Below are 22552 nucleotides of genomic sequence, written 5' to 3'. Positions count from 1 at the left end.
CAATCGGCAATGAAGGCGGTGATCCTCGCCGGCGGTGCCGGCACGCGGCTCGCCGAGGAGACTGGCGTGCGCCCGAAACCGATGATCGAGATCGGCGGCAAGCCCATCCTCTGGCACATCATGAAGATCTACTCCAGCCACGGGATCAACGACTTCGTCGTCTGCCTCGGTTACCGCGGCTACCTGATCAAGGAATACTTCGCCAACTACTTTCTGCACCTGTCCGATGTCACCTTCGACCTGGCGAACAACCGCATGCACGTGCACCAGCAGTACGCCGAGCCCTGGCGGGTAACGCTGGTCGACACCGGTGAAGCGACGCAGACCGGCGGCCGCCTGCGCCGCGTGCGGGCGCATGTCGAGCACGAGGAAGCCTTCTGCTTCACCTACGGCGACGGCGTCAGCAACGTCGACCTCACCGGCGCGATCGACTTCCATCGCCGACAAGGCGTCGCGGCAACCGTCACCGCGGTCGCCCCACCCGGCCGCTTCGGCGCGCTCGCAGTAAGCGGTGAACGGGTCACCGCCTTTCGCGAAAAGGCCGACGGCGACGGCTGGATCAACGCTGGCTTCTTCGTTCTCGCCCCCAGCGTCATCGACCTGATCGACGGCGATGCGTGCATGTGGGAAGGCGCACCGCTCGAACGCCTGGCGGCCAATGGCCAGCTTGCCGTCTGGCGCCATCGCGGTTTCTGGCAGGGAATGGACACGCTGCGCGAGCGCAAGGCCCTGGAAGCGCTCTGGGCGTCGGGCGCCGCGCCTTGGAAGACGTGGTGAAGCCCGCCGCCCAGGCGGCTACGGCATGATCAGCGTCGCCGAGTATGTCGCCGACGCCCTGGCCGCGGCCGGCCTGTGCGACGCCTTCATCGTCACCGGCGGCGGCGCGATGTTTCTCAACGACGCGCTGGCGCATCACCCGGCGCTTCGCCCGCTCTGGTTCCAGCACGAACAGGCGGCGGCGATGGCCGGCGAAGCGTACGCGCGCATCGCCGGCAAACCGGCGATCGTCAACGTCACCACCGGCCCGGGCGGGATCAACGCGTTGAACGGCGTCTTCGGCGCGTGGACCGATTCGATTCCGCTGCTCGTCATCTCCGGACAGGTGAAGCGGCAGACCTCGCTGGCTTTCCACGACCTGCCCGAGTTGCGCCAGCTTGGCGACCAGGAGGCGAGGATCGTCGACCTGGCACGGCCGATCTGCAAGAGCGCGGTCGTCCTGCGCGCCGCAGAAGACATCGCCTGGGAGCTCGAACGGGCGCTCCACCTGGCGTGCAGCGGGCGGCCTGGCCCGTGCTGGCTCGACCTCCCGATCGACCTGCAGGCGGCACCGATCGACCCGGCGGAGCTGCGTCATTTCATTGCGCCGCCGGCCAGCGCGACCTGGCGCGCGAGCGACTGTGATGCGCTTCTCGCCCGTCTGGCTGCCGCCCGGCGTCCGGTCATCCTGGCCGGCACCGGCGTACGCTGTGCGGCTGCCGAGCGTGAGTTCGAGACGCTGATCCGCCGCCTGGCGATTCCGGTTGTGACCGCGTGGACGCACGACCTGATCGCCGACGACGACCCGCTCTACTGCGGCCGGCCGGGAACGATAGGCACGCGCGCTGGCAACTTCACCGTACAGGAAGCCGACCTGCTGCTCATCCTCGGCAGCCGCCTGAACATCCGCCAGGTGAGCTACAACTGGACGGCTTTCGCCCCGCAGGCGTTCAAGATCCAGGTCGACATCGACCCGGCCGAACTGGCCAAACCGCTGGTCGTTCCCGACCTCGCCATCTGCGCCGACCTGCGCGACTTCCTCGCCACGCTCAATAGCCGCCTGGCGATCGACCCGCCGTCGCGTCCCGCGGCGCACGACGAATGGCTTGCCCGCTGCCGCCAACGGCTGGCCGACTACCCTTCGGTGCTGCCGCGGCAGCGCGAATTCCGCGGCAGGATCAACCCCTATCACTTTGTCGAAGAACTCTTCGCCTGCCTGCAGAACGACGACATCGTCGCCTGCGGCAACGCCAGCGCAACCATCGTCACCTTTCAGGCGGCGCGCCTGAAAGCAGGTCAGCGAGTCTTCTCGAATTCGGGCAGCGCCTCGATGGGCTACGACCTGCCGGCGGCGATCGGCGCCTGGTACGGCGCACGCGCGGTACGCGGCGGACAGCGCCGGGTCGTCTGCCTGGCCGGTGACGGCAGCCTGATGATGAACCTGCAGGAATTGCAGACGGTGGCCCAGCACCGGCTGCCGATCAAGATCTTCGTCCTCGACAACCGTGGCTACCTGTCGATCCGGACCTCGCAGAGCGGCTTCTTCGGCCGTCTGGCCGGCGCCGGACCCGAATCCGGCGTGCAACTGCCCGACTTCGTCGCCGTCGCCAGAGCTTTCGGGCTGCCGGCGCGGCGGCTGGACGCGGCCGACTTTGCGCAACATCTGCCGGCGATTCTCGACGCGCCTGGACCAGCGCTGACGCAGGTCGTCCTCGACGAGACGCAGGAGTTCGAGCCGCGCATCGCCTCGCGCCGACTGGCCGACGGCAGCATCGTTTCCGCCGCACTGGACGACATGTACCCTTTCCTCAAGCGCGAAGAGTAAGCGCTGAACGACCGGCCAGGCGCGCCCAGCCCGGCGCGCCAGCCACCCGATCAAGCGATCCTGCACGCCCTTGGCCGCGCTCGGCCGGACCAGCGGCGCGCCGCGCAGCGCCTTGCCAAGCGCGCGGCACACGAGAGCATTGACTACGCGCGCGGGGCCAAGGATACTTCGTCTGCGTGGTTGAAACGCCTTGCCCGAGCTTGCCCCGGCCGGACTCAGCGACCTGACGACACTGCCGTACCGAGGAGTTTTACCGCCGACGCGCGGACGCCATGCCCATAGCCATCCGGATCGTCACTCTCTTCATCCTGATTGCCACCCAGATTCCCATCCCTGTTGCCGTTTCTTACGTCACCCACTCACTGTCGAGGAAATCATGTCCAAACTGTTCATCGAAGATCTCGCCCTCGAAGGCAAGCGCGCACTGATCCGCGTTGACTTCAACGTCCCTCAGGACAAGGTCACCGGTGCCATTACCAACACCAAGCGCATCGAAGCCGCGCTGCCGACGATCAAATATGCGCTCGACAAAGGCGCTGCCGTCATTCTGATGTCGCACCTTGGCCGCCCGGACGGCAAGGCGATTCCGCAGTTCAGCCTGCAGCCGGTCGCCGTCGCTCTGGAAGGCTTGCTCGGGCGCACGGTCAAGTTCCTGCCCGATTGCGTCGGACCGGAAGTGGAAGCCGCCTGCGCCCAGATCAAGCCGGGCGAAGTCATCCTGCTCGAGAACCTTCGCTTCCACATCGAGGAAGAAGGCAAGGCCACGGTCACCAACGCCGACGGCAGCGTCACCAAGCTGAAAGCGGCAGCCGACGACGTCAAGGCCTTCCGCGCGTCGCTGACCAAGCTGGCCGACGTCTACATCAACGACGCCTTCGGCACGGCGCACCGCGACCACTCGTCGATGACCGGCGTGCAGTTGCCCGAACGCGCTTCCGGCTACCTGATGAACAAGGAACTGGCTGCTTTCTCGGCCGTTCTCGAATCGCCGAAGCGGCCGCTGCTGGCGATTCTCGGCGGCGCCAAAGTGGCCGACAAGATCCAGTTGATCAACAACCTGCTCGACAAGGCCGACCAGATCATCATCGGCGGCGGCATGGCCTTCACCTTCAAGAAAGTCATCTCGGGAATGCCGATCGGCAACTCGCTGTTCGACGAGGAAGGCGCCAAGATCGTCCCCGAGCTGATGGCCAAAGCCAAGGAAAAAGGCCGCCAGATCCTGCTCCCGGTCGACTTCATCATCGCCGACAAATTCGCCGCTGACGCGAATACCGGAACCGCCAACGACGTCGACGGAATCCCCGACGGCTGGCTCGGGCTCGACTGCGGACCCGAATCGACGCGCATCTTCAGCGAAGCGATCGTGAACGCGAAGACGATCATCTGGAACGGCCCAGCCGGCGTTTTCGAGTTCGAAAAGTTCGAAGGCGGCACCAAGGCCATGGCCGACGCCGTCGTCCAGGCCACCGCGGCCGGCGCGATCACCGTCATCGGCGGCGGCGACACGGCCACCGCGGCGAAGAAGTACGGCGCCGACAAGAAGGTCACGCACACCTCGACCGGCGGCGGTGCGTCGCTCGAGTACCTTGAAGGCAAGATCCTGCCGGGCGTCGCCGCGCTCTCCGAAAAGTAAGAGAAGTCAGCCGTACGGCCCCGGCAGGTCCGGGGCCACTCGTCCGCACTCGCTAGCCAAAAAACATCACACGAGGAATACCATGCGCAAGATCGTCATCGCCGGCAACTGGAAAATGAACAAGACCGTCGCCGAATCCGTGCGGCTCGCTTCCGAAGTCGCCGCGGCAGCACGCGACGTGCAGAACGTCGTCGTCGTCGTCGCTCCCACCTACCTCGCGCTCGCCAAGGTCGCCGACGTGCTGCAGGGAACCAAGGTCAAGCTGGCCGCTCAGGACGTGCACTGGGAAAACCAGGGGGCGTACACCGGCAAGGTCAGCGCCGACATGCTGAAGGAAATCGGCGTCGAATACGTCATCATCGGCCACTCCGAACAGCGGACCTACTTCGGCGAGACCGATGACACGGTCAACAAGAAAGTCAAGAAGGTCCTCGCGCTCGGCATGTCGCCGATCATCTGCATCGGCGAAACGCTCGCAGAAAGACAAGGCGGCCGCCTGGAAAGCGTCCTGACGACGCAAGTCAACGGCGCCTACGAAGGCCTGTCGATCGACGACGCGCGGCGCACCGTGATTGCCTACGAACCCGTCTGGGCGATCGGCACCGGCGTCACGGCGACCGACGACGAAGCTCAGCAGGCGCACGCGTTCGTCCGCAGCCTGCTCGCCAAACTCTACGGCGACGAGCTGGCGCAGTCGATCAGCATTCAGTACGGCGGCTCGATGAAGCCCGAAAACGCCGCCGGACTGCTCGCCCAAAAAGATATCGACGGCGGTCTGATCGGCGGTGCAGCACTCAAGGCCGACAGCTTCCTCGGCATCGTCACCCCCGGCGACACGCTCAGCAAGTAGTCCCTGCCACGAGGTTCAGCGCGGAACCCGGCAGCGGGTTCCGGGCCTCGGCCAGCGCGCCGCTTTGGTTAATCTGGCAACAAGCGCCTCACCCGAGTTGCAGTTCGACGGCGAAACCGCGCTCGACCAAGGGCAGAACGAGCTGTCCGCCGTGCGCCCGGGCAATCAGATCGGCCAGCATCAGACCCAGGCCGGTGTTCCCCTCATACGTTTGTGCAGAAATCGCCGCCTGCAACTGCTGCAGACGCTCGGGCGCGACACCCGGCCCGTCGTCATGCAGCCGCAGGCAGTCGCGCCCGGGCGTCGATAACAGCAGGCGCTGGGCGCCGTTGCGCAGGGCATTGTCGAGGAGATTGAGCAGGGCAGCGGCGAGCAGGTCGGGGTCGGCCGAGATCGGTTGCGTTTCCGCCAGTTCGACGGTAAGCCCTTCGATCGCCAGGCGCGTGACGAGAGCGGCCGGATCGATCGTCTGCCGCTGCAACTCGACACCGCTGCGAAAGAGCGTCAAGAGCGCGCTGACGACGCGCTGCAGGCGGCCGGCCGCGCTGCGCACGCGCTGCAAGCGCGGCTGCAGCGCAGGCGGAGACTCGCGCAGCGCGACCGCCAGTTGCGCGTCGATGCCGGCCAAAGGCGTTCGCAAGGCATGCGCCGCATGTGCGGTGAACGCACGCTCCTGCGCCAGACGGTGGGCCAGACGGTCGGCCAGCGTATCGATCGCCGCATGCATCGGCTGCAGTTCTTCGCATTCGGCGAGGCCGAGGCTTCTGCCGGAGGCGATCGGATCATGCGCCGCGAGCCTTTCGGCCAGACGCTGCACTGGTAACAATTCGTAGCGTACCCGCGCGCGCAGCCAGAAATGCGCGAGCAGGCCGATACTCAGCGTTGCCGCGGCGACGCTGAGCGCAACTTCGATCTGCACTTCGTTGCGCTCGTCGCGCGTCTGCCCGACGTAGAGGAAGCGGCCGTCGTCGGCCAGCCGCGTCCCGAAAACCCGCCAGCCCGCTCCGTCGCTGAAACCAGTCGTCGGCGCCAGGCGCCAGGCCACAGTCGGCGCCGTCGCCGAACTGAAGAGGACATCCGCAGCGTCCGCCGGCGAGTATTGCACGACCTGCCAGGCGAAGCCTCCATCGGCGTCATCCGCCAGCTCACCGCTGCCGGCCGCGTCGGGGCCGCCAGATTCAGCCGGCAAGGCAGCATCCTCAGCCATCAGCGGTTCCTTGAGCAGCTCGGCAGCCGATTGCAGGCTGTCGTCGAGCAGGTCCTCGACCTGCTGCTGCACGGCCAGCCAGACCGCCAGCGCTACCGCGAGACTCCAGACGAGCGACCAGACGAGCAAGGCACGCGCCAGGCGCGCCTGGATCGACGGCAGTGGATTCACGTCGGTTTGCCGACGCGGTAGCCCAGCCCACGAACGGTTTCGATGATTTCCCGACCGAGCTTGCGGCGCAGCCCGAAGATGTGGACTTCGATCGCGTTGCTCGCCAGTTCGCTGTCGAAGCCAACGACCAGGCGTTCGACATCGTCCTTCGGGACGATTCGCCCGGCGCGCAGGACGAGCGCTTCGAGCACCGCCCACTCGCGTGCGGTCAAGGCGACACGCTGCCCGTCGCGCCAGGCGCTGCGTCCGGCGAGGTCGATGTCGACCTCACCAAAGGACAGGCGACCGGCAGCGACGCCGGCGCTGCGCCGACAGACGGCGCGCAGGCGGGCGAGCAGCTCTTCCGGTGCGAAGGGCTTGACCAGGTAGTCGTCCGCGCCGCTGTCGAGCCCCCGAATCCGATCGCTCAGCAGGTCACGCGCGGTAAGCATCAGCGCCGGCGTCGCGTCGCGGCTGAGCCGCCGACCACGCAACCAGTCGAGGCCCGATCCGTCAGGCAATTGCCAGTCGACCAGCAGTGCGTCGTAGGGCTCGCCGTGGTAGCCGGAAACTTCGCGCAGAGTACGGCACCAGTCGACGCTGTGCCCGTCGGCAGACAGGAAATCGCGCAGCCCTTCGCCCAGAATATCGTCGTCTTCAATCAGCAACAGGCGCATGGTTCCGCTTCGGCCGTCGTTCTGACGGCAACAAAAGAAGTCGATTGTGCCAAAAGTCGGTCGTCGCCGCCATCGCCCGCGTGCCTGCACGGCGTCGCTCGCAGCGCCCAGCGCACACTGCTGCGGGCGGCACCCGACTGCCCGCCGGGGCCATTTTTCCTCGCGCCTTTGCCAGGGCGCGCGCAGTTGGCGGTTGCGGTGACGCGGCCAGCGACTGGCGCACGTGAAATGCCGACCAGACGCTTCCTGCGTCGGCGACTTAAGCGAACCTTCAGGCGCTCAGAGCAAGATGAGCGGCATGCTTCTCAATTTTCCCCTCGCGCGCTGCACACGAGGCGCTGCCAACGACCGGCAGCGCCGCTTGCGTTTCACGATCCCGGCCAGCGTCGAGGGCGTGTTGCTCGTGGCCAGCGTGTTCTGGGCGCTCACCGCCAACCGTTCGTTCTTCTCGGCCGCCGTGCAGGACCGCCCGCTCTCCGACGTCCACACCTGGAGCTTTGCGCTCGCCCTCGGCGTGCTGCTCGTCGCGGTCCACTTTCTGCTCCTCGCGCTGGTTGCCAATCGGTGGACGGTGAAGCCGCTGCTCACCGTGCTGATCGTCGCGACCGCAATCGCCGCCCACTTCATGCAGGGTTACGGCGTCTATCTCGACCCGTCGATGCTGCGCAACGTTCTGCGTACCGATGTCGCCGAAGCGCGCGAATTGATCTCCTGGGGATTGCTGCCGCCGCTCGCCGTCTATGCTGCGCTGCCGCTGCTTCTGCTCTGGCGCGTGGACATTATCCGACGGCCCTGGTCACGCGCGTTCGGCATCCGCGCGGGCGCGCTGCTGCTCGCCGCGGCCGCGGCGGCGGTCGCTCTGCTGCTCGTCTTCCAGCCGCTGTCGTCGATGATGCGCAAGCATAAGGAGGTGCGCTACCTGATCACGCCGGCAAACTACCTGTGGTCGCTGACCAGCGTTGCCGGCAGCGATGCGCGCGGCGCCGCGCTGGCGCGCCAGCCGATCGGTCTCGACGCCGTCCCCGGTGCGAGTTGGGCGACGCGTAGCCGGCCGCTGTTCGTCGTCGTCGTCGTCGGCGAGACGGCGCGCGCGGCCAACTGGGGTTTGAACGGCTATCAGCGGCCGACGACGCCGGAACTCGCCGCTTTGCCGTTGATCAGTTTCCAGCAGGTGACAAGCTGCGGGACGAACACCGAGGTGTCGGTCCCCTGCATGTTTGCCCCGGTCGGCCGACGCAACTACGATGCGGCGCGCATCAACGGCAGCGAGTCGCTGCTGCACGTGCTGGCGCGTGCTGGCGTCGGCGTGCACTGGCGCGACAATCAGTCGGGCTGCAAGGCCGTTTGCCAGGGCCTGCCGAGCGACTCGGTCATCGCCCTCGACCCGCCCGGCCTGTGTGCAGCCGGCCGCTGCCTCGACGCCGGCCTGCTGCACGGTCTCGACCAGCGGCTGGCGCAGGCGGCGGGTACGCAACTGCTCGTCCTCCATCAGATCGGCAATCACGGTCCTGCGTACTTCCGGCGCTACCCGGCCGACTATGCGCGCTTTACCCCGGCATGCGAGAACGACGACCTCGGGCGCTGCACGCGCGAGGAAATCGTCAACGCTTTCGACAATGCGTTGCTGTACACCGATCACGTCCTGGCCAGCCTGATCGGCAAGCTGCAGGCGCACGCTGAGCGCATCGACGCGGCGGTCGTCTATGTTTCCGATCACGGCGAGTCGCTCGGCGAAAACAATATCTTCCTGCACGGCATTCCCTACGCCATCGCACCGAGCGAACAGACGAACGTGCCGATGTTCATCTGGTTGTCCGCCGGCCTGCGCGAGTCCACCGGCATCAATCTCGCGTGCCTGCAGCAGCGCGCGCAACAGCCGGCCAGCCATGATCACCTGTTCCACTCGCTGCTCGGCCTGCTCGACGTGCGCACGACCTTGTACGAGGCAGACTGGGATCTTTTCGCCGGTTGTCGCGCGCGACCCGCCTGAACGAGCGGCCGCGCCGCCGGCCTAGCCGAAGCGGGCTGCCGCCTCCTGCAAACCGAGTTCGAAATAGCGCTTCTGCGCGCTGCTGTCCTTGAGCGAGATTGTCATGCTGGCGAGATCCTTCGGGCGCAGGATGTGCAGCGGCTTGCGATAGTAGCGCTTGCCGCCAATCTCGGCGCTCGCCTGGCCAAGCACGGCGAGCATCTCATTGACCAGCGCCGCCTGCGTGAAGATGTGCGCGTTCGGCAGCGTGAGTTGCAGGTCGCTGACCAGCAGGTGCGTGTCGATGCTGTTGAAGGGCAGGATGAACGACTTCGATCGATAAAGCTGGTCGAGGTCGCGGTGATAGTCGTAGTCGGTAAAGTCGACCGCGATGATCTCGTCGACCTGGTCGTCCTCGAACAGCGTGCGCAGCGGCGTGTTGTCGAGGTAGCCGCCTTCGATGTAGTAGTCGCCGTCGATGGTGATCGCCTTGAAGTAGGGAATCGTCGTGATGCCGGCAAGAAAAGCGTCCATGAACCGGTCCAGACTGGCTTCGTCCACGCTGCGCAGGATTTCGTTGACGTTGAACGAGCGCGCCGCGCGCCGGGTTAGGTTGGTTGCCCGGATGTCCCAGCGCACTTCGGCCAGATGCTCGGCCAGCAGTTGGCGGCGCTGGCTGTCGTCGAGCAACAGTGATTTGCGGCAACTGTCCTTGTCGACGCTGAACAGGTGCGTGCCGGTGGGCAGCAACTGCGGGCGCAGTCCAAGGAAGTTCGAGAAGATGTGGAAGATGTCGGTCACGTTCAGCCGCACGGTGCGCGTCAACACCGGCGGCAACTCTTCCTGCTGCCAGTCCCAGAGCAGGTAGTCGATGACGATGTTGTTGCCCGAACTGGTCGATGCGATATGGACGACCGACTGGCCGTGTCGCTTCAGCCAGACCAGCACGCCTTCCGTGTAGAAGCTGCGATAGCCGCCGCCCGAGGCGACGAAACCGTATCGGGTCATGATCTTTTCTCACTTTCGTTGTGGTTGCGGCAGCCACTGGGCAGCGCCGAGACACGCCCAGTTTGCCACAGGCGGAAGCCGCCGTGTCTGGCTCCGAGCTGCGCTCCAGCGCATGACATGCAAGGCGTTTTCCCGTAGAATCCAGCTTCTTGTTATCCGGCGGCGCAAGCCGCCGTTTCCGTTTCCAAGCCTGCGCAATGGGTAATCCATGTCTCACCTGATGAACACTTATGCACGTTTGCCGATTGCCTTCAGTCATGGCAATGGGAGCTGGGTGACCGACAGCGAAGGCAAACGCTACCTCGACGCGCTATCGGGAATCGCCGTCAATACGCTGGGCCACAATCACCCGCGTCTCGTTGCTGCACTTGCCGCGCAGGCGGGACGGCTGCTCCATGCGTCGAACCTGTACCGCATTCCCGAGCAGGAACGTCTGGCCGACCGGCTGTGCGAGTTGTCCGGAATGAAAGAGGCGTTCTTCTGCAACTCCGGCTGCGAGGCAAACGAGGCGGCGATCAAGCTGGCACGTTTTCTGGGACACGAACAGGGGATCGACAGCCCGGCAATCGTCGTCATGGAGCGCGCCTTCCACGGCCGGACGATGGCCACGCTGTCGGCGACCGGCAACCGCAAGGCGCAAGCGGGGTTCGAACCGCTCGTCTCGGGTTTCGTGCGCGTGCCGTACAACGACCTCGAAGCAATTCGTGCCATCGCCCGGCACAATAAGAAGGTCGTCGCCGTGATGCTCGAGATCATCCAGGGCGAAGGCGGCATCAACCTTGCCGACCACGCTTTTCAGCGCGGCTTGCGCGCACTCTGCGATGATCGCGGGTGGTTGCTGATCTGCGACGAAGTGCAGTGCGGCATGGGCCGCACCGGAACCTGGTTTGCCTTTCAACATGCAGGCATCGTGCCGGACATCGTCACCCTCGCCAAGGGCCTGGGTGGCGGCGTACCGATCGGCGCCTGCCTGACCACCGGCAAGGCTGCCGGACTCTTTCAGCCGGGCAATCACGGCTCGACTTTCGGCGGCAACCCGTTGGCGGCAACCGCTGCCTTGACGACGATCGAGGTCATCGAGCAGGACGGCCTGCTCGCGCACGCGGTGAGCATCGGCGGGCAGATTCGCCAGGGGCTGGCGCGTGCGCTGGCCGGCCAGCGCGGGGTCGTCGACATCCGCGGCCAGGGGCTGATGATCGGCATCGAACTTGACCGCCCGTGCGGTGAACTGGTCACGCGCGCGCTGGCGGCTGGCCTGCTGATCAACGTCACCGCCGACAAAGTCGTTCGCCTGCTGCCGCCGCTCACCTTCAGCAACGAGGAGGCGCAGGAACTCGTTACCCGCCTGGCCGCTTTGATCGGCGAATTCCTTACCGTTCCCTAGAGACCCGTCATGACCAGCGTCAAACACTTTCTTCGGTTCAACGATTTCGCACGCGACGAGTTTTCCTACCTGTTCGAGCGTGCCGCCTGGATCAAGGCGCAATTCAAGGCCTACCGCAAGTACTGGCCGCTTTGCGACAGAACGCTGGTGATGATTTTCGAAAAGGCCAGCACACGCACGCGCCTGTCGTTCGAGGCCGGCATGCAGCAGCTCGGCGGCTCGGCGATCTACCTCAACAGCCGGGATTCGCAACTGCAACGCGGCGAGTCGGTCGAGGACGCGGCGCAGGTGATCTCGCGCATGAGCGATGTGGTAATGATCCGGACCTTTCAGCAGGCGATCATCGAGCGTTTTGCCGCCCACTCGCGCGTACCGGTGATCAACGGGCTGACCAACGAGTATCACCCCTGCCAGATCCTCGCTGACATCTTCACCTATATCGAGCACCGCGGGCCAATCCAGGGCAAGACCGTTGCCTGGATCGGCGATTCGAATAACATGTGCAATACCTGGCTGCAGGCCGCCGAGGTGCTCGATTTTCATGTGCGCGTGTCGACCCCACCGGGCTACGAAGTCGAAGCGACCGCCGCCGGCGTGGCGGACACCGGGCATTTCGAACAGTTCGCCGATCCGCTGGAAGCTGTACGCCAGGCCGACCTGGTGACCACCGACGTGTGGACCTCGATGGGTTTCGAGGCCGAAAACGAGCAGCGCAGGCGCGACTTCGCCGATTGGCAGGTCAACGGCGAGATGATGCGCGCCGCACAGCACGATGCGCTGTTCATGCACTGCCTGCCGGTGCACCGCGGCGAAGAAGTCACCGCGGAAGTCATCGACGGACCGCAGAGCGTCGTCTGGGACGAGGCGGAAAATCGCCTGCATGCGCAGAAGGCGCTGCTCGAGTATCTTCTGCTCGGCCGGGTCGCCCCTTGACCCTTTTGCCCACCGTTTGACCACCTACTGAAACCAATCGTCAGAACAAGCATGAGCCAGATCAAGAAAGCGGTACTCGCCTATTCGGGCGGCCTCGACACCTCGGTCATCCTCAAATGGCTGCAGGATACCTACCAATGTGAGGTCGTCACCTTCACCGCCGACCTCGGACAGGGCGACGAACTCGAAGCAGCGCGTCCGAAAGCGCTGAAGTTCGGCATCGCGCCGGAGAACATCTACATCGATGACCTGCGCGAAGAGTTCGTGCGCGATTTCGTCTTTCCGATGTTTCGCGCCAACACGCTCTACGAAGGGGAATACCTGCTGGGCACCTCGATTGCCCGTCCGCTGATTGCCAAGCGAATGATCGAGATCGCCAACCTGACCGCGGCCGAGGCGATTGCGCACGGCGCCACGGGTAAGGGCAACGACCAGGTCCGCTTCGAACTCGGCGCCTACGCCCTGCGGCCCGACATCCGGATCATCGCGCCGTGGCGAGAGTGGGATCTGCTGTCACGCGAAAAGCTGCTCGCCTACGCCGAGAAGCACGCCATCCCGGTCGAGATGAAGCACCGGTCGGGCGGCTCGCCGTATTCGATGGACGCCAACCTGCTCCATATCAGCTACGAGGGCCGGCACCTCGAGGACCCGGCAGCGGAGGCCGAGGAATCGATGTGGCGCTGGACGGTCTCGCCGGAAGCAGCACCCGACGCCGCCGAGTACGTCGACCTCGAATTCGAACAAGGCGATCTGACCGCGATCAACGGCGAGCGCCTGCCGGCACACGAGCTGCTCGCCCGGCTCAACCGACTGGGCGGCAAACACGGAGTCGGACGAATCGATCTGGTCGAGAACCGCTATGTCGGCATGAAGTCGCGCGGCTGCTACGAGACCCCCGGCGGAACGATCCTGCTGCCGGCGCACCGGGCGATCGAGTCGATCACGCTCGACCGCGAAGTCGCTCATTTGAAGGACGATCTGATGCCGCGCTATGCCAGCCTGATTTACAATGGCTATTGGTGGAGCCCTGAGCGGCGCGCCCTGCAGGCGCTGATCGACCACACGCAGCAGACGGTGAACGGCTGGGTACGCGTCAAGCTCTACAAGGGAAACGTCATCGTCGTCAGTCGCGATTCGAAGACCGACTCCTTGTTCGACTCGACGATCGCCACCTTCGAGGACGACGCCGGCGCCTACGATCAGAAGGACGCGGCCGGCTTCATCAAGCTGAACGCCCTGCGCATGCGGATTGCGGCCAAACTGGCGCAGCGCAAGCGCTGAACAAGACAGGCTCAGTCGATGTTCGGACTGACGGAAGAGCAGATCGCCGATTTCGGCATGACCTTCGGGGTCGGTGCCTTCATCCTCTTCATGCTGTTCATCATCGGCGAGATCGCGTGGAAGGCGAAAGCCGGCAAATTGGGAACGATCATCCTCTTTTTCGTTCTTGCCTTCGGCATGATCGGCTTCATCACCAAAACGATTCTGGAAAAGATGTGGAAAATGTAAGCGACTGGGAGACTTGACATGCCTTCATTCGATTTTTCTTCCGAAGCGGACATGGCTGCGCTGCACAATGCCATCGATGTCGCCCGGCGGGCGATCGACAACCGCTACGATTTCAAGGGCACGAGCGCGAAGGTCGAACTGAACGAGAAGGACCGGCTGATCACGCTTTTCGGCGATTCCGAGTTCCAGCTTGGCCAGATCAAGGACCTTCTCTTCCCGGCGATGGAGAAGAAGGAGAAAGAGAGCACCAAGCGGCTGGATGATCAGCCAGTGCAGCGAATCTCGGGCAACAAGGTCAAACAGGAACTGAAAATCAAGATCGGCATCGACTCCGAACTGGCGAAAAAGATCGTCCGCCTGGTCAAGGACTCCAAACTGAAGGTGCAGGCTTCGATCCAGGGCGAGGCCGTGCGCGTGAGCGGCGCCAAGCGCGATGAACTGCAGGCGTGCATCGCCCTGGTGACCAAGACGATTGCCGACTTCCCGATCAAATACGGCAACTTTCGCGACTGACGGTCGAGCTCATCGCGCGACCACAGCAGGGGACGGGCATGTTCGATAAACCGGACAAAGGGGTCGTCAAGATCGAACAGTCCAGCCCCGGCGCGCTCTCGTGGACCGAGGAACTGCGCCGCGTGGCGATGGCCGTCAGCAAGAAGGACCGCGGAGCCTCACCTGCCCGCCAGCAGTTGTTCTACCTGCTGCACTGGACGAGCGACGGCAGCGGCTTCGGGGTTACGGTGCACAAGGGGCGCGAACCGGAAAGCGCCGACGAACTGTGGAACATCGACCGCGCGCTGAGCAAACCACCGCGTTTCGTCAGCGAAGATGACCAGCTGATTCTCGCCTTGCTCTGGGCCGAGCGTTCGGTCGATACCGGATTGCGCGCCTTCAGCCTTGGCCCGCAGCGCGGCCCGGAAGCACTGCAACGGATGGCAAAGAGCGAACGCCTCTGCCGTTGGGACGATTTCTCCTGCCTGACGCTGGCTGACACGCGGCCCGCCCGGCTGCGCTGGCGGAGCAACGAACACGGGCAACAGGTTCCGGTGCTCGAACCGCGACCGCCAGCCAGCCTGATCATTCCGTGGACGACGCCCTGGTACCTTGACCTGCCGACAAGGCAGCTCGGGCCACTCGCGGTCGACGGCAACCCGGATCTGGTCGCCCGGATCTTTTCCTTGCCGCCGCTCTCGCCAAGCGCAGCGGCGCTGGTCGGTGAGGCGCTGACCGAGACGACCTCGCCGCTACCCGGCGCGCAGCCGGTGGGCAGCACGCGGATGCGCGTCATTGTCGGCCAACCGCTCGCGCTGCTGCGCCTGGAAACGGTGAGCACGCACGGCAACCGAAGCTGGCGGGATTACTGCGCCAGTTTCGCCGGGGGTTCGTTCGACGTTGCACTGCCTGTCTTTCGTTATGGCGACGCCGAAGTCAAGCCTTACGACGCGCGCGATTTCATCACTCTGGAGAGCGGTGAAACGGTACGCATCGAGCGCCGTGTAGAGGTCGAGCAGCGTCTGATGCAGGCGCTGGCGGACGTCGGGCTGGAAAAGATTCCTGGTTATGTCCTGAATACCTTTGGCAAACCACCCGACAACGCCTATGCTCTGGCCAGCGAGGGCGCCTGGCCGCTCTTCATGCACGAGGACAAGCACCACTTGCAGGCTGCCGGCTGGCAGGTCGACTTCGCCGACAGCTTCCGGCATCGTCTGCTCGTCATCGAAGCATGGACGGCTGAACTCGTCGCCGGTGACGATGGCTGGTTCGAGCTCGACATGGGGGTTATCGTCGAAGGCCAGCGCCTGCCGCTGGCACCCTTGCTGGCCGCGCTCTTCCGGCGCGACGGGCGCTGGCTCGACAGCAGCTTGTTGACCCAGATCCCGGACGACGAACTGATCGAACTGACCACCCCGGCCAGTCAGCGCCTGCGCGCGCCGGCATGGCGGCTGAAGCCGTTGGCGGCGACCCTGATCGACCTCTTCGAGGGGTTTTCCGGCGGCACCAGACTGCAGCTCTCGCGCTTCGACGCACCACGCCTGAGCGAACTGAACGACAGCAGCCGCTGGCAATTCCATGGTCAGAGCGACCTGTTGAAGCTGGCCGAACAACTGGCGGCGGCGCAGGGAATTCGCCACATCACGCCACCGGCTGGACTTGGGCTCGAACTGCGCCACTATCAACTGGAGGGACTCGCCTGGTTGCAGTTCCTGCGTGAACACAAGCTTGCCGGAATTCTCGCCGACGACATGGGCCTTGGTAAGACCGCCCAGACGCTGGCTCATCTGCTGCTCGAAAAGGAAGCCGGGCGACTCGATCGGCCGGCCCTGATCATCCTCCCCACTTCGCTGATTTTCAACTGGAAGAACGAGGCAGCGCGCTTCGCGCCCGGGCTCTCGATCCTGTCGCTGCACGGCCCGGGGCGCAAGGCGCGCTTTGCCGAAATCGGCAACTACGATGTCGTGCTCACCACCTACCCGCTGCTCTGGCGTGACGCTGCCGAACTGACCCGCTACAGCTATCACCTCCTGATCCTCGACGAGGCGCAGACGGTGAAGAACGCGCGCAGCCAGGGAGCCGAAGTGGTACGCCGCCTGGCCGCCCGGCATCGCCTGTGTCTGACCGGAACACCGCTGGAAAACCATCTCGGCGAACTGTGGAGTCAGTTCGACTTCCTGCTCCCTGGCTTCCTCGGCAGTTACCCCAACTTCAACAAGTTCTGGCGGACGCCGATCGAAAAGCAGCACGACAGCCAGCGGCGAGACCTGCTCGCACGCCGTGTGCGACCGTTCATCCTGCGCCGGAAAAAGGAGGAGGTCGCGCGCGAGTTGCCGGCCAAGACGATCATCGTGCGCAGCGTCGAACTGGTCGGTGGCCAGCGCGATCTGTACGAAACAGTACGCATTGCGATGGACGAGCGCGTGCGTGAGGAAATCGCCAGCAAAGGGTTCAACCGTAGCCAGATCGTCATTCTCGACGCGCTGCTCAAGCTGCGCCAGGTCTGCTGCGATCCCCGCCTGGTGAGCGCGAAGTCGGCCCAGAAGGTCAAGGAACGCGCCAAACTCGAGCTCTTGATGACGATGCTGCCGGAACAGGTCGAAGAGGGGCGCCGGATTCTCCTCTTCTCGCAGTTCACCAGCATGCTGGCGCTGATCGAGAAGGAACTGCGCCACGCTGGCCTCGACTACCTGATGCTCACCGGCGAGACCAGAAACCGCGAAGAGCAGGTTGAGCGCTTCCAATCAGGAGAGGTACCGATCTTCCTGATCAGCCTGAAGACCGGTGGCGTCGGGCTCAACCTGACTGCTGCCGATACGGTCATACATTACGATCCATGGTGGAACCCGGCCGCGGAAAACCAGGCAACCGACCGCGCCCACCGCATCGGCCAGGACAAGCCGGTCTTTGTTTACAAGCTGATCGTCGCCGGCAGCATCGAGGAAAAGATCCTTGCCCTGCAAGAACGCAAGGCCGAACTCGCTGCTCGCATTCTCTCCGCCGATCGCGAGATCGAGGCAAAGTTTGGCAATGACGACCTCGCCGCGCTCTTTGCTCCTCTACCCGGTTGACGCGCTGACCGCTGCCGGCCGCGCCGGGCTTGCCCCGACCCCTTCCCTCAAGTTCTCGAGTTAAGGACCGTTAACCGTAAAGCGCGTGCGCAACCCAAACCTGGGGGCGTGTTTGCGCGCACCGTTGCACGCGGAATCGAGATGGCCAAGCAGCAGAATGCAAGTTCAGATGCGCTGGAGGATCAGGCAGGGCAACCGCCCGCTGAAGCACTGCGGCCCTCCGTGCTGATTGTCGATGACGACCAGGTCATGCGCCTGCTCGAACGCGAAACCTTGACTCGCTTTGAATTCGAGGTCAGCGAAGCGGCCGACGGGCTGGCTGCGCTCGACATGCTGGCCGCCGCCGTGCCGAGTCTCGTTCTGCTCGACGTTGAGATGGCGGGCCTCGACGGATTCCAGGTCTGCCGGCGCATACGCGAGAACTGGGACGCAACCGACCTGCCAGTCGTCATGGTCACCGGCATGGACGACCTGAGGTCGATCAACCAGGCGTACATGGCGGGCGCCAACGACTTCATCGCCAAGCCGATCAACTGGCCGATGCTCGGCCATCGAGCGCGCTACGTGGTGCGCTCGGCGCAGGCAGCGCGCCGCTTGCGCGAACTCGAGGAAAAGCAGGCAGCAATCACGCGAGCCATCCCGGACATGATCTTCGTCCTCGACGGAGAGGGCCGTTACCTCGACTTCAAGCCCGCCTTTGGCCAACTGCCTTTCGTTCCGCCGGAAGACTTTCTGGGCAAGCGCCTGTCCGAGATTCTCCCGAGTGATGCCGCCGAAGTGATTCTGCACGGCATCGAGCGCACGCTCGCCCGCCAGGGCCTGCAAGCGGTGACCTACAAACTGCCCATGCCCGACGGACGTCACCACTACGAAGCGCGCATCGCACCGAGCGGCGAGAATCAGGTGGTGATCGTCGTACGTGACATCACGCTGCAGAAGCTGAACGAGGAAAAAGTGCGTCGCCTGGCTTACTTCGACGCCCTGACCGGCATGCCCAACCGGCAGGGATTCCTCGAACGCCTGGAGGGCGAATTACTCCGCGCCCGCCGCGCGCGCCGACCACTGGCGCTTCTCTTCCTCGACCTCGACGACTTCAAGCGGATCAACGACACGCTGGGCCACAACGCCGGAGACTACCTGCTGCAGGCGGTGGCCGATCGGCTGAAGCAGAAACTTCGCCCCGGTGACTTCGTTTCGCGCCCGGCGCTTGATCAATTCGGCCCCCAGTTCGCACGTCTGGGCGGCGATGAGTTCACCGTCGTCCTGCCCGGGGTCGACGACACTCAGGTCATCACACCGATCGCCGAGCGCATGCTGGCCCTGCTCAGTCGCCCCTTCGTGATCAGCGAACAGGAGATCACGGTCACTTCCAGCATCGGCATCGCCACCTTCCCCGAGGACGGTGACGATGCGGCGTCGCTGCTCAAACACGCCGATACGGCGATGAATCACGCCAAGGCGCAGGGCCGCAACAATTGGCAGAAATACAGCAAAGCGCTGACCAACCAGGCGATGACGCGGCTCGCCCTGGAAAATGACATACGCAAAGGACTTGAACGCGAAGAATTCTGCCTGTTCTATCAACCGCAAATTGGCACCGCCGATGGTTCGGTCGTCGGGCTCGAAGCGCTCATCCGTTGGCGCCATCCGGAGCACGGCCTGGTCTCGCCGATCGATTTCATCCCGGTTGCGGAAGAAAGCGGCCTGATCGTAGCCATGGGAGAGTGGGTGATTCACAAGGCGTGCCTGCAGACGATTGAGTGGCAGCAGCGCGGCGTACCGATGCCGCGCATCGCGGTCAACGTTTCCGCCCGACAACTGCGCGGCAGCGATTTCATCGGCCGCGTTGCGGCAATTGTCGCGCAGACCGGGATCAGTCCTGAATGCCTTGAGCTCGAACTGACCGAGAGTATTCTGATGCAGGCCGAGGTGCGCCGCGCCGAAGGATTGCTCCGCCTCAAGGCACTTGGCGTTCATTTCGCGATCGATGACTTCGGCACTGGCTACTCATCGCTTTCCTACGTCAAGCGCTTTCCCATTGGCATGTTGAAGATCGATCAGAGTTTTATCCGCGGCTTGCCGCATAATGCGAACGATGCTGGCATCACGACGGCAATCATCGCGATGGCTCGCAGCCTTGAACTCGAAGTGATCGCCGAAGGCGTCGAAACTCAGGCCCAGGTCGAGTTTCTCAAACACGCGGGTTGCCACAAGATGCAGGGCTATCTGTTCAGCCGTCCGCTGCCAGAGGGCGAGGTCGAACGGGTATTGCGCGCAGGCCGGATGATTCTTGATGCGCCGGCGGTACCCTGAGGCGCGCAGCCAAATGCCCGCCTGGCGCGCAGGACAGCCGGCAGCGGCCAGGGACAGAGAAAAGGGGAAGAGGATATGAAGTATCGCCACGACACGGTGCAGAGCGCCGAGTACTTGCGTCTGGCAGTCAAGCGCATGGCCCAGCAGGCAGCCGGCCTGCATCCGGCCAGCTATGCGATCTGGTACGAGTACGTTGCCGGAATCAATCCCGATCTGCAGGCAGCCATCGACACGATACTCCAGCGCGGAGAGCGCCTGGACGACCAGACGACTTATGCCCTCTATGCGAAGTACATCGCGGCGCTCGATGCGCAGGCTGCCCAGCGGATCGGCGACAGCGTAACGCAACTGGTCGATCAGGTTTCGGCCTCGGCGGTTGAAGCGGGCAATCAAGCAACGCGCTTCGGCGACTCGCTTGAACGCTGGAGTGGCAAACTGGTGGAACCTCCGGGAGCGCGAGGTCAATACGGCGTCGGCGTCGAGGACATCTTGCGCGGAACGCGCGAAATGCAGTCGGCGATTTCCGCACTGCAGGAACAGCTCGAGCAGAGCATGCGCGAGGCGCAGCAGTTGCGTAGTGATGTCGCACGTGCGCGCGAAGAGGCCTTGCTCGACCCGCTGACCGGTCTGACCAACCGCCGCGGCTTCGACTTGGCAATTGCCGAATCGATCAAGGCAATGGATGCCGGCGTCCTCCCGGGACCATGCCTGCTGATGATCGACCTTGATTCCTTCAAGCGTCTGAACGATACCTACGGCCACCCGTTTGGCGACAGGGTACTGATCAAGGTAGCGGAGATCCTGCGGGCAAACGTCAAAGGCAAGGATACGGCGTCACGCTACGGCGGCGAGGAATTCGCCGTGCTCCTGCCGCAGACGCCGCGCGGTGGCGCCGTCGGCCTGGCGGAGGCGCTGCGCGCGATGGTCGCCGCGAGTCGCGTCAAACAGAATGGCAAGAACGAAACCTGGGTGGGAAACTTTACCGTATCGATCGGCGTCGCCGACCTCGTCAACGGAGAGTCGGCAGCCGAACTCGTCGCGCGCGCCGACCGCGCCCTGTACACGGCGAAAACTCAGGGGCGAAACCGCGTACAACTTGCCACACGCCCGGCTCCCGTGCCGGCGACCGACTGATCCTGCTGCGCAGCAGCAGGACGCAGGCCAGGCATTGCCCCCGGCTGCGACGAGCGGGCAAGCACCGTGCGCACAGGCCGATGCTCCCCCGCGCGTGCTGCGCCCTACTTGCCGACCGCAGCCTTGGCTTTGTCAGCAGCCTCCTTGGTCGCGTCGGCCGCCTTGGCAACCGCCTCTTTGCCGGCTTCCTTGGTTGCCTCAACCACTTCCTTGGTCTTTTCAGTGGCCGTAGCGGCCGCCCCAGCCGCGGTTTCCTTGGCGGCAACAGCGGCATCCTTCGCCGCTTCCTTGGTCGCCACGGCGGCATCCTTCGCCGCCTCCTTGGTGGCTACCGCGGCTGCCCCAACGGCTTCGCCAGCTTTCTTCGCGGCCTCCTCGGCCTTTTGCGCCGACTCCTTGGCCGCCGCTTTTGCGGCATCTTCCTTTTGCCCACACGCCGATGCGGCCAGAGCAAGCAGGGCGGACAAAACCAGCAGACGAATCTTCATGATGTTGCACCTCCGGCAATTTGTTGGGATCGGGAACTCGCCCGGACACTGCACACGGATTCTGCTGGAAGTCTCAGGCTGGATACGCCTGTCCCGGCAGCAACGGCCACTCGTGCACCGCGACGAATCCCGCACATCACACCATATTCCCGGGCCCGAGTAAACCCGCTCGTTGGCGACTGAGTGCCCGTTTCTCAGGTGCGCTGAGCTTGCGCCGCGGTCGCCCTGAACTCGCGAATGAACGATGACAGCTCGGGGCTGGTCCCGCAAACCAGCAGGCTATCATCCGGGCGAACCAAGAAGTCATCCTCGAAATCCACGATTACGCCCGGCCCACGTTCGACGGCGACCAGCGCTGCACCCGTTCGCTCGCGCACTCGGTCGCGCACCGGATGCCCACCGACCAGCAGCCCAGGGGCGACGCGGATGAACCTCAGACGACTGTCAATGGCCACCGCCTGCTCGCCGCGCAGGTAATAGCTCAGCGTCCGCCCGGCAATCTGACCGAGCGACAAAGCACAGTCAGCACCCGCCTGGTAGAGGCGGGCGACATTGGCAGTCCGCTCGGCGCGCACGATCAAGGGCACTTCCGGGGCGTGATCGCGCACCACGGCCGTGGCAAAAATTCCTTCGCTATCATTGCTCAAGGCGAGAACGACAGCGCTTGCCCAACACACTCTGGCGCGCTCCAGCGTGGCATGCTCGAGCACGTTGCCGACGATATCGACTCCTGGAATTGGCTCCTTGTCGATGACCGTGGTCGTTTCTCCTGCCTCGTTCAGCAGCTCGACCAGTCGCCTGCCGACGACACCGTAGCCCGCAACAACGATTGGCCCCCGGCGGCGAACCGGTATCGCCAGACGTTCAACCTTCGTCAGATTCGCGTGCGCGCCGACCACAACCAGAATCGCGCCGGGTTCGATGCGCGTCTCCGGGCCCATGGCAGACGCAAAGCTGCCGTTTACCCATTGCCCAACCACCGTAACTCCGTGCCGCACGCGCAGGTGCAGGTCGCCCAGCCGAACACCGGCCAACGGGCTGCTCGCCCGCACGCGAAACTCGGCAACGCCGACCTGACTGCTCAGCAGGCGCAGCCCTTTGTTAGTGGCTGCGAAGAACCGCGGAAATCTGGCGCGCGAAGATGGCGGAGAAT

18 protein-coding genes are annotated in these 22552 nt (G+C 64.5%); 13 read left to right on the top strand and 5 right to left on the bottom strand.

All coding sequences use genetic code 11. From position 1 onward, the window contains the following. Positions 1-9: 9 nt before the first annotated feature. From rfbF to tpiA, 4 genes are all read left to right on the top strand, one after another. On the top strand, positions 10-777 hold the full coding sequence (gene rfbF / locus RKP46_RS08930; RefSeq protein WP_311106323.1) for a glucose-1-phosphate cytidylyltransferase: 768 nt from the start codon (positions 10-12) through the stop codon (positions 775-777). Between the two features lie 25 nt (positions 778-802). Further along, on the top strand, positions 803-2581 hold the full coding sequence (locus RKP46_RS08925) for a thiamine pyrophosphate-binding protein (RefSeq protein ID WP_311106322.1): 1779 nt from the start codon (positions 803-805) through the stop codon (positions 2579-2581). A gap of 376 nt (positions 2582-2957) precedes the next feature. Then, entirely contained in the window at positions 2958-4214 is a 1257-nt protein-coding gene (gene pgk / locus RKP46_RS08920) for a phosphoglycerate kinase (RefSeq protein WP_300333965.1), read from the top strand. 82 nt (positions 4215-4296) lie between these two features. After that, positions 4297-5064, top strand: coding sequence for a triose-phosphate isomerase (gene tpiA, locus RKP46_RS08915; RefSeq protein WP_311106321.1), 768 nt, complete (start codon positions 4297-4299; stop codon positions 5062-5064). A gap of 88 nt (positions 5065-5152) precedes the next feature. Here tpiA and RKP46_RS08910 read toward each other — a convergent pair whose 3' ends face one another. Both RKP46_RS08910 and RKP46_RS08905 read right to left on the bottom strand, forming a co-directional pair. Further along, entirely contained in the window at positions 5153-6442 is a 1290-nt protein-coding gene (locus RKP46_RS08910; protein ID WP_311106320.1) for an ATP-binding protein, read from the bottom strand. Then, positions 6439-7098 (bottom strand): response regulator transcription factor, encoded by a 660-nt coding sequence (locus RKP46_RS08905; RefSeq protein ID WP_311106319.1) that lies wholly within the window; start codon positions 7096-7098, stop codon positions 6439-6441. The genes RKP46_RS08910 and RKP46_RS08905 overlap by 4 nt, the downstream gene beginning before the upstream one ends. A 289-nt stretch (positions 7099-7387) precedes the next feature. Between RKP46_RS08905 and RKP46_RS08900 the strand changes: the two genes are divergently transcribed. Beyond that, positions 7388-9088 carry a phosphoethanolamine--lipid A transferase gene (locus tag RKP46_RS08900; RefSeq protein WP_311106318.1) on the top strand — a complete coding sequence of 567 codons (1701 nt, stop codon included), beginning with the start codon at positions 7388-7390 and terminating at the stop codon, positions 9086-9088. Positions 9089-9109: 21 nt separating this feature from the next. Here RKP46_RS08900 and RKP46_RS08895 read toward each other — a convergent pair whose 3' ends face one another. Further along, positions 9110-10075, bottom strand: coding sequence for a patatin-like phospholipase family protein (locus RKP46_RS08895; protein WP_311106317.1), 966 nt, complete (start codon positions 10073-10075; stop codon positions 9110-9112). 208 nt (positions 10076-10283) lie between these two features. Between RKP46_RS08895 and RKP46_RS08890 the strand changes: the two genes are divergently transcribed. From RKP46_RS08890 to RKP46_RS08855, 8 genes are all read left to right on the top strand, one after another. Next, complete coding sequence (locus RKP46_RS08890) at positions 10284-11459, top strand: aspartate aminotransferase family protein (RefSeq protein WP_311097871.1); 1176 nt, start codon at positions 10284-10286, stop codon at positions 11457-11459. A gap of 9 nt (positions 11460-11468) precedes the next feature. Continuing rightward, the gene (gene argF, locus RKP46_RS08885; RefSeq protein WP_311106316.1) at positions 11469-12392 is read left to right on the top strand and encodes an ornithine carbamoyltransferase; all 924 of its coding nucleotides are present in this window, start codon (positions 11469-11471) and stop codon (positions 12390-12392) included. Positions 12393-12419: 27 nt separating this feature from the next. Further along, entirely contained in the window at positions 12420-13673 is a 1254-nt protein-coding gene (locus tag RKP46_RS08880) for an argininosuccinate synthase (RefSeq protein ID WP_409194122.1), read from the top strand. A gap of 18 nt (positions 13674-13691) precedes the next feature. Beyond that, positions 13692-13901: a DUF2788 domain-containing protein gene (locus RKP46_RS08875; protein ID WP_311106314.1), complete on the top strand. Its 210-nt coding sequence runs from the start codon at positions 13692-13694 to the stop codon at positions 13899-13901. Positions 13902-13919: 18 nt separating this feature from the next. Beyond that, the gene (locus RKP46_RS08870; RefSeq protein ID WP_311106313.1) at positions 13920-14414 is read left to right on the top strand and encodes a YajQ family cyclic di-GMP-binding protein; all 495 of its coding nucleotides are present in this window, start codon (positions 13920-13922) and stop codon (positions 14412-14414) included. Between the two features lie 38 nt (positions 14415-14452). Then, positions 14453-17464: a DEAD/DEAH box helicase gene (locus RKP46_RS08865; protein WP_311106312.1), complete on the top strand. Its 3012-nt coding sequence runs from the start codon at positions 14453-14455 to the stop codon at positions 17462-17464. 141 nt (positions 17465-17605) lie between these two features. Next, entirely contained in the window at positions 17606-19777 is a 2172-nt protein-coding gene (locus tag RKP46_RS08860; RefSeq protein WP_311106311.1) for an EAL domain-containing protein, read from the top strand. 75 nt (positions 19778-19852) lie between these two features. After that, the gene (locus RKP46_RS08855; RefSeq protein ID WP_311106310.1) at positions 19853-20911 is read left to right on the top strand and encodes a GGDEF domain-containing protein; all 1059 of its coding nucleotides are present in this window, start codon (positions 19853-19855) and stop codon (positions 20909-20911) included. Positions 20912-21015: 104 nt separating this feature from the next. Here RKP46_RS08855 and RKP46_RS08850 read toward each other — a convergent pair whose 3' ends face one another. Both RKP46_RS08850 and RKP46_RS08845 read right to left on the bottom strand, forming a co-directional pair. Next, positions 21016-21399, bottom strand: a complete 384-nt coding sequence (locus RKP46_RS08850; RefSeq protein WP_311106309.1) for a hypothetical protein — start codon at positions 21397-21399, stop codon at positions 21016-21018. A 194-nt stretch (positions 21400-21593) separates the two neighbouring features. After that, the coding region (locus RKP46_RS08845) for a TrkA C-terminal domain-containing protein (RefSeq protein ID WP_311106308.1) at positions 21594-22552 on the bottom strand (959 nt) is incomplete at its 5' end.

It is taken from the genome of Accumulibacter sp., from assembly GCF_031732815.1.
In the GTDB taxonomy this organism is placed as follows: domain Bacteria; phylum Pseudomonadota; class Gammaproteobacteria; order Burkholderiales; family Rhodocyclaceae; genus Accumulibacter.
The sequence above is the reverse complement of the archived record's forward strand: the minus strand, read 5'-3'. Positions and strand labels throughout refer to the sequence as shown.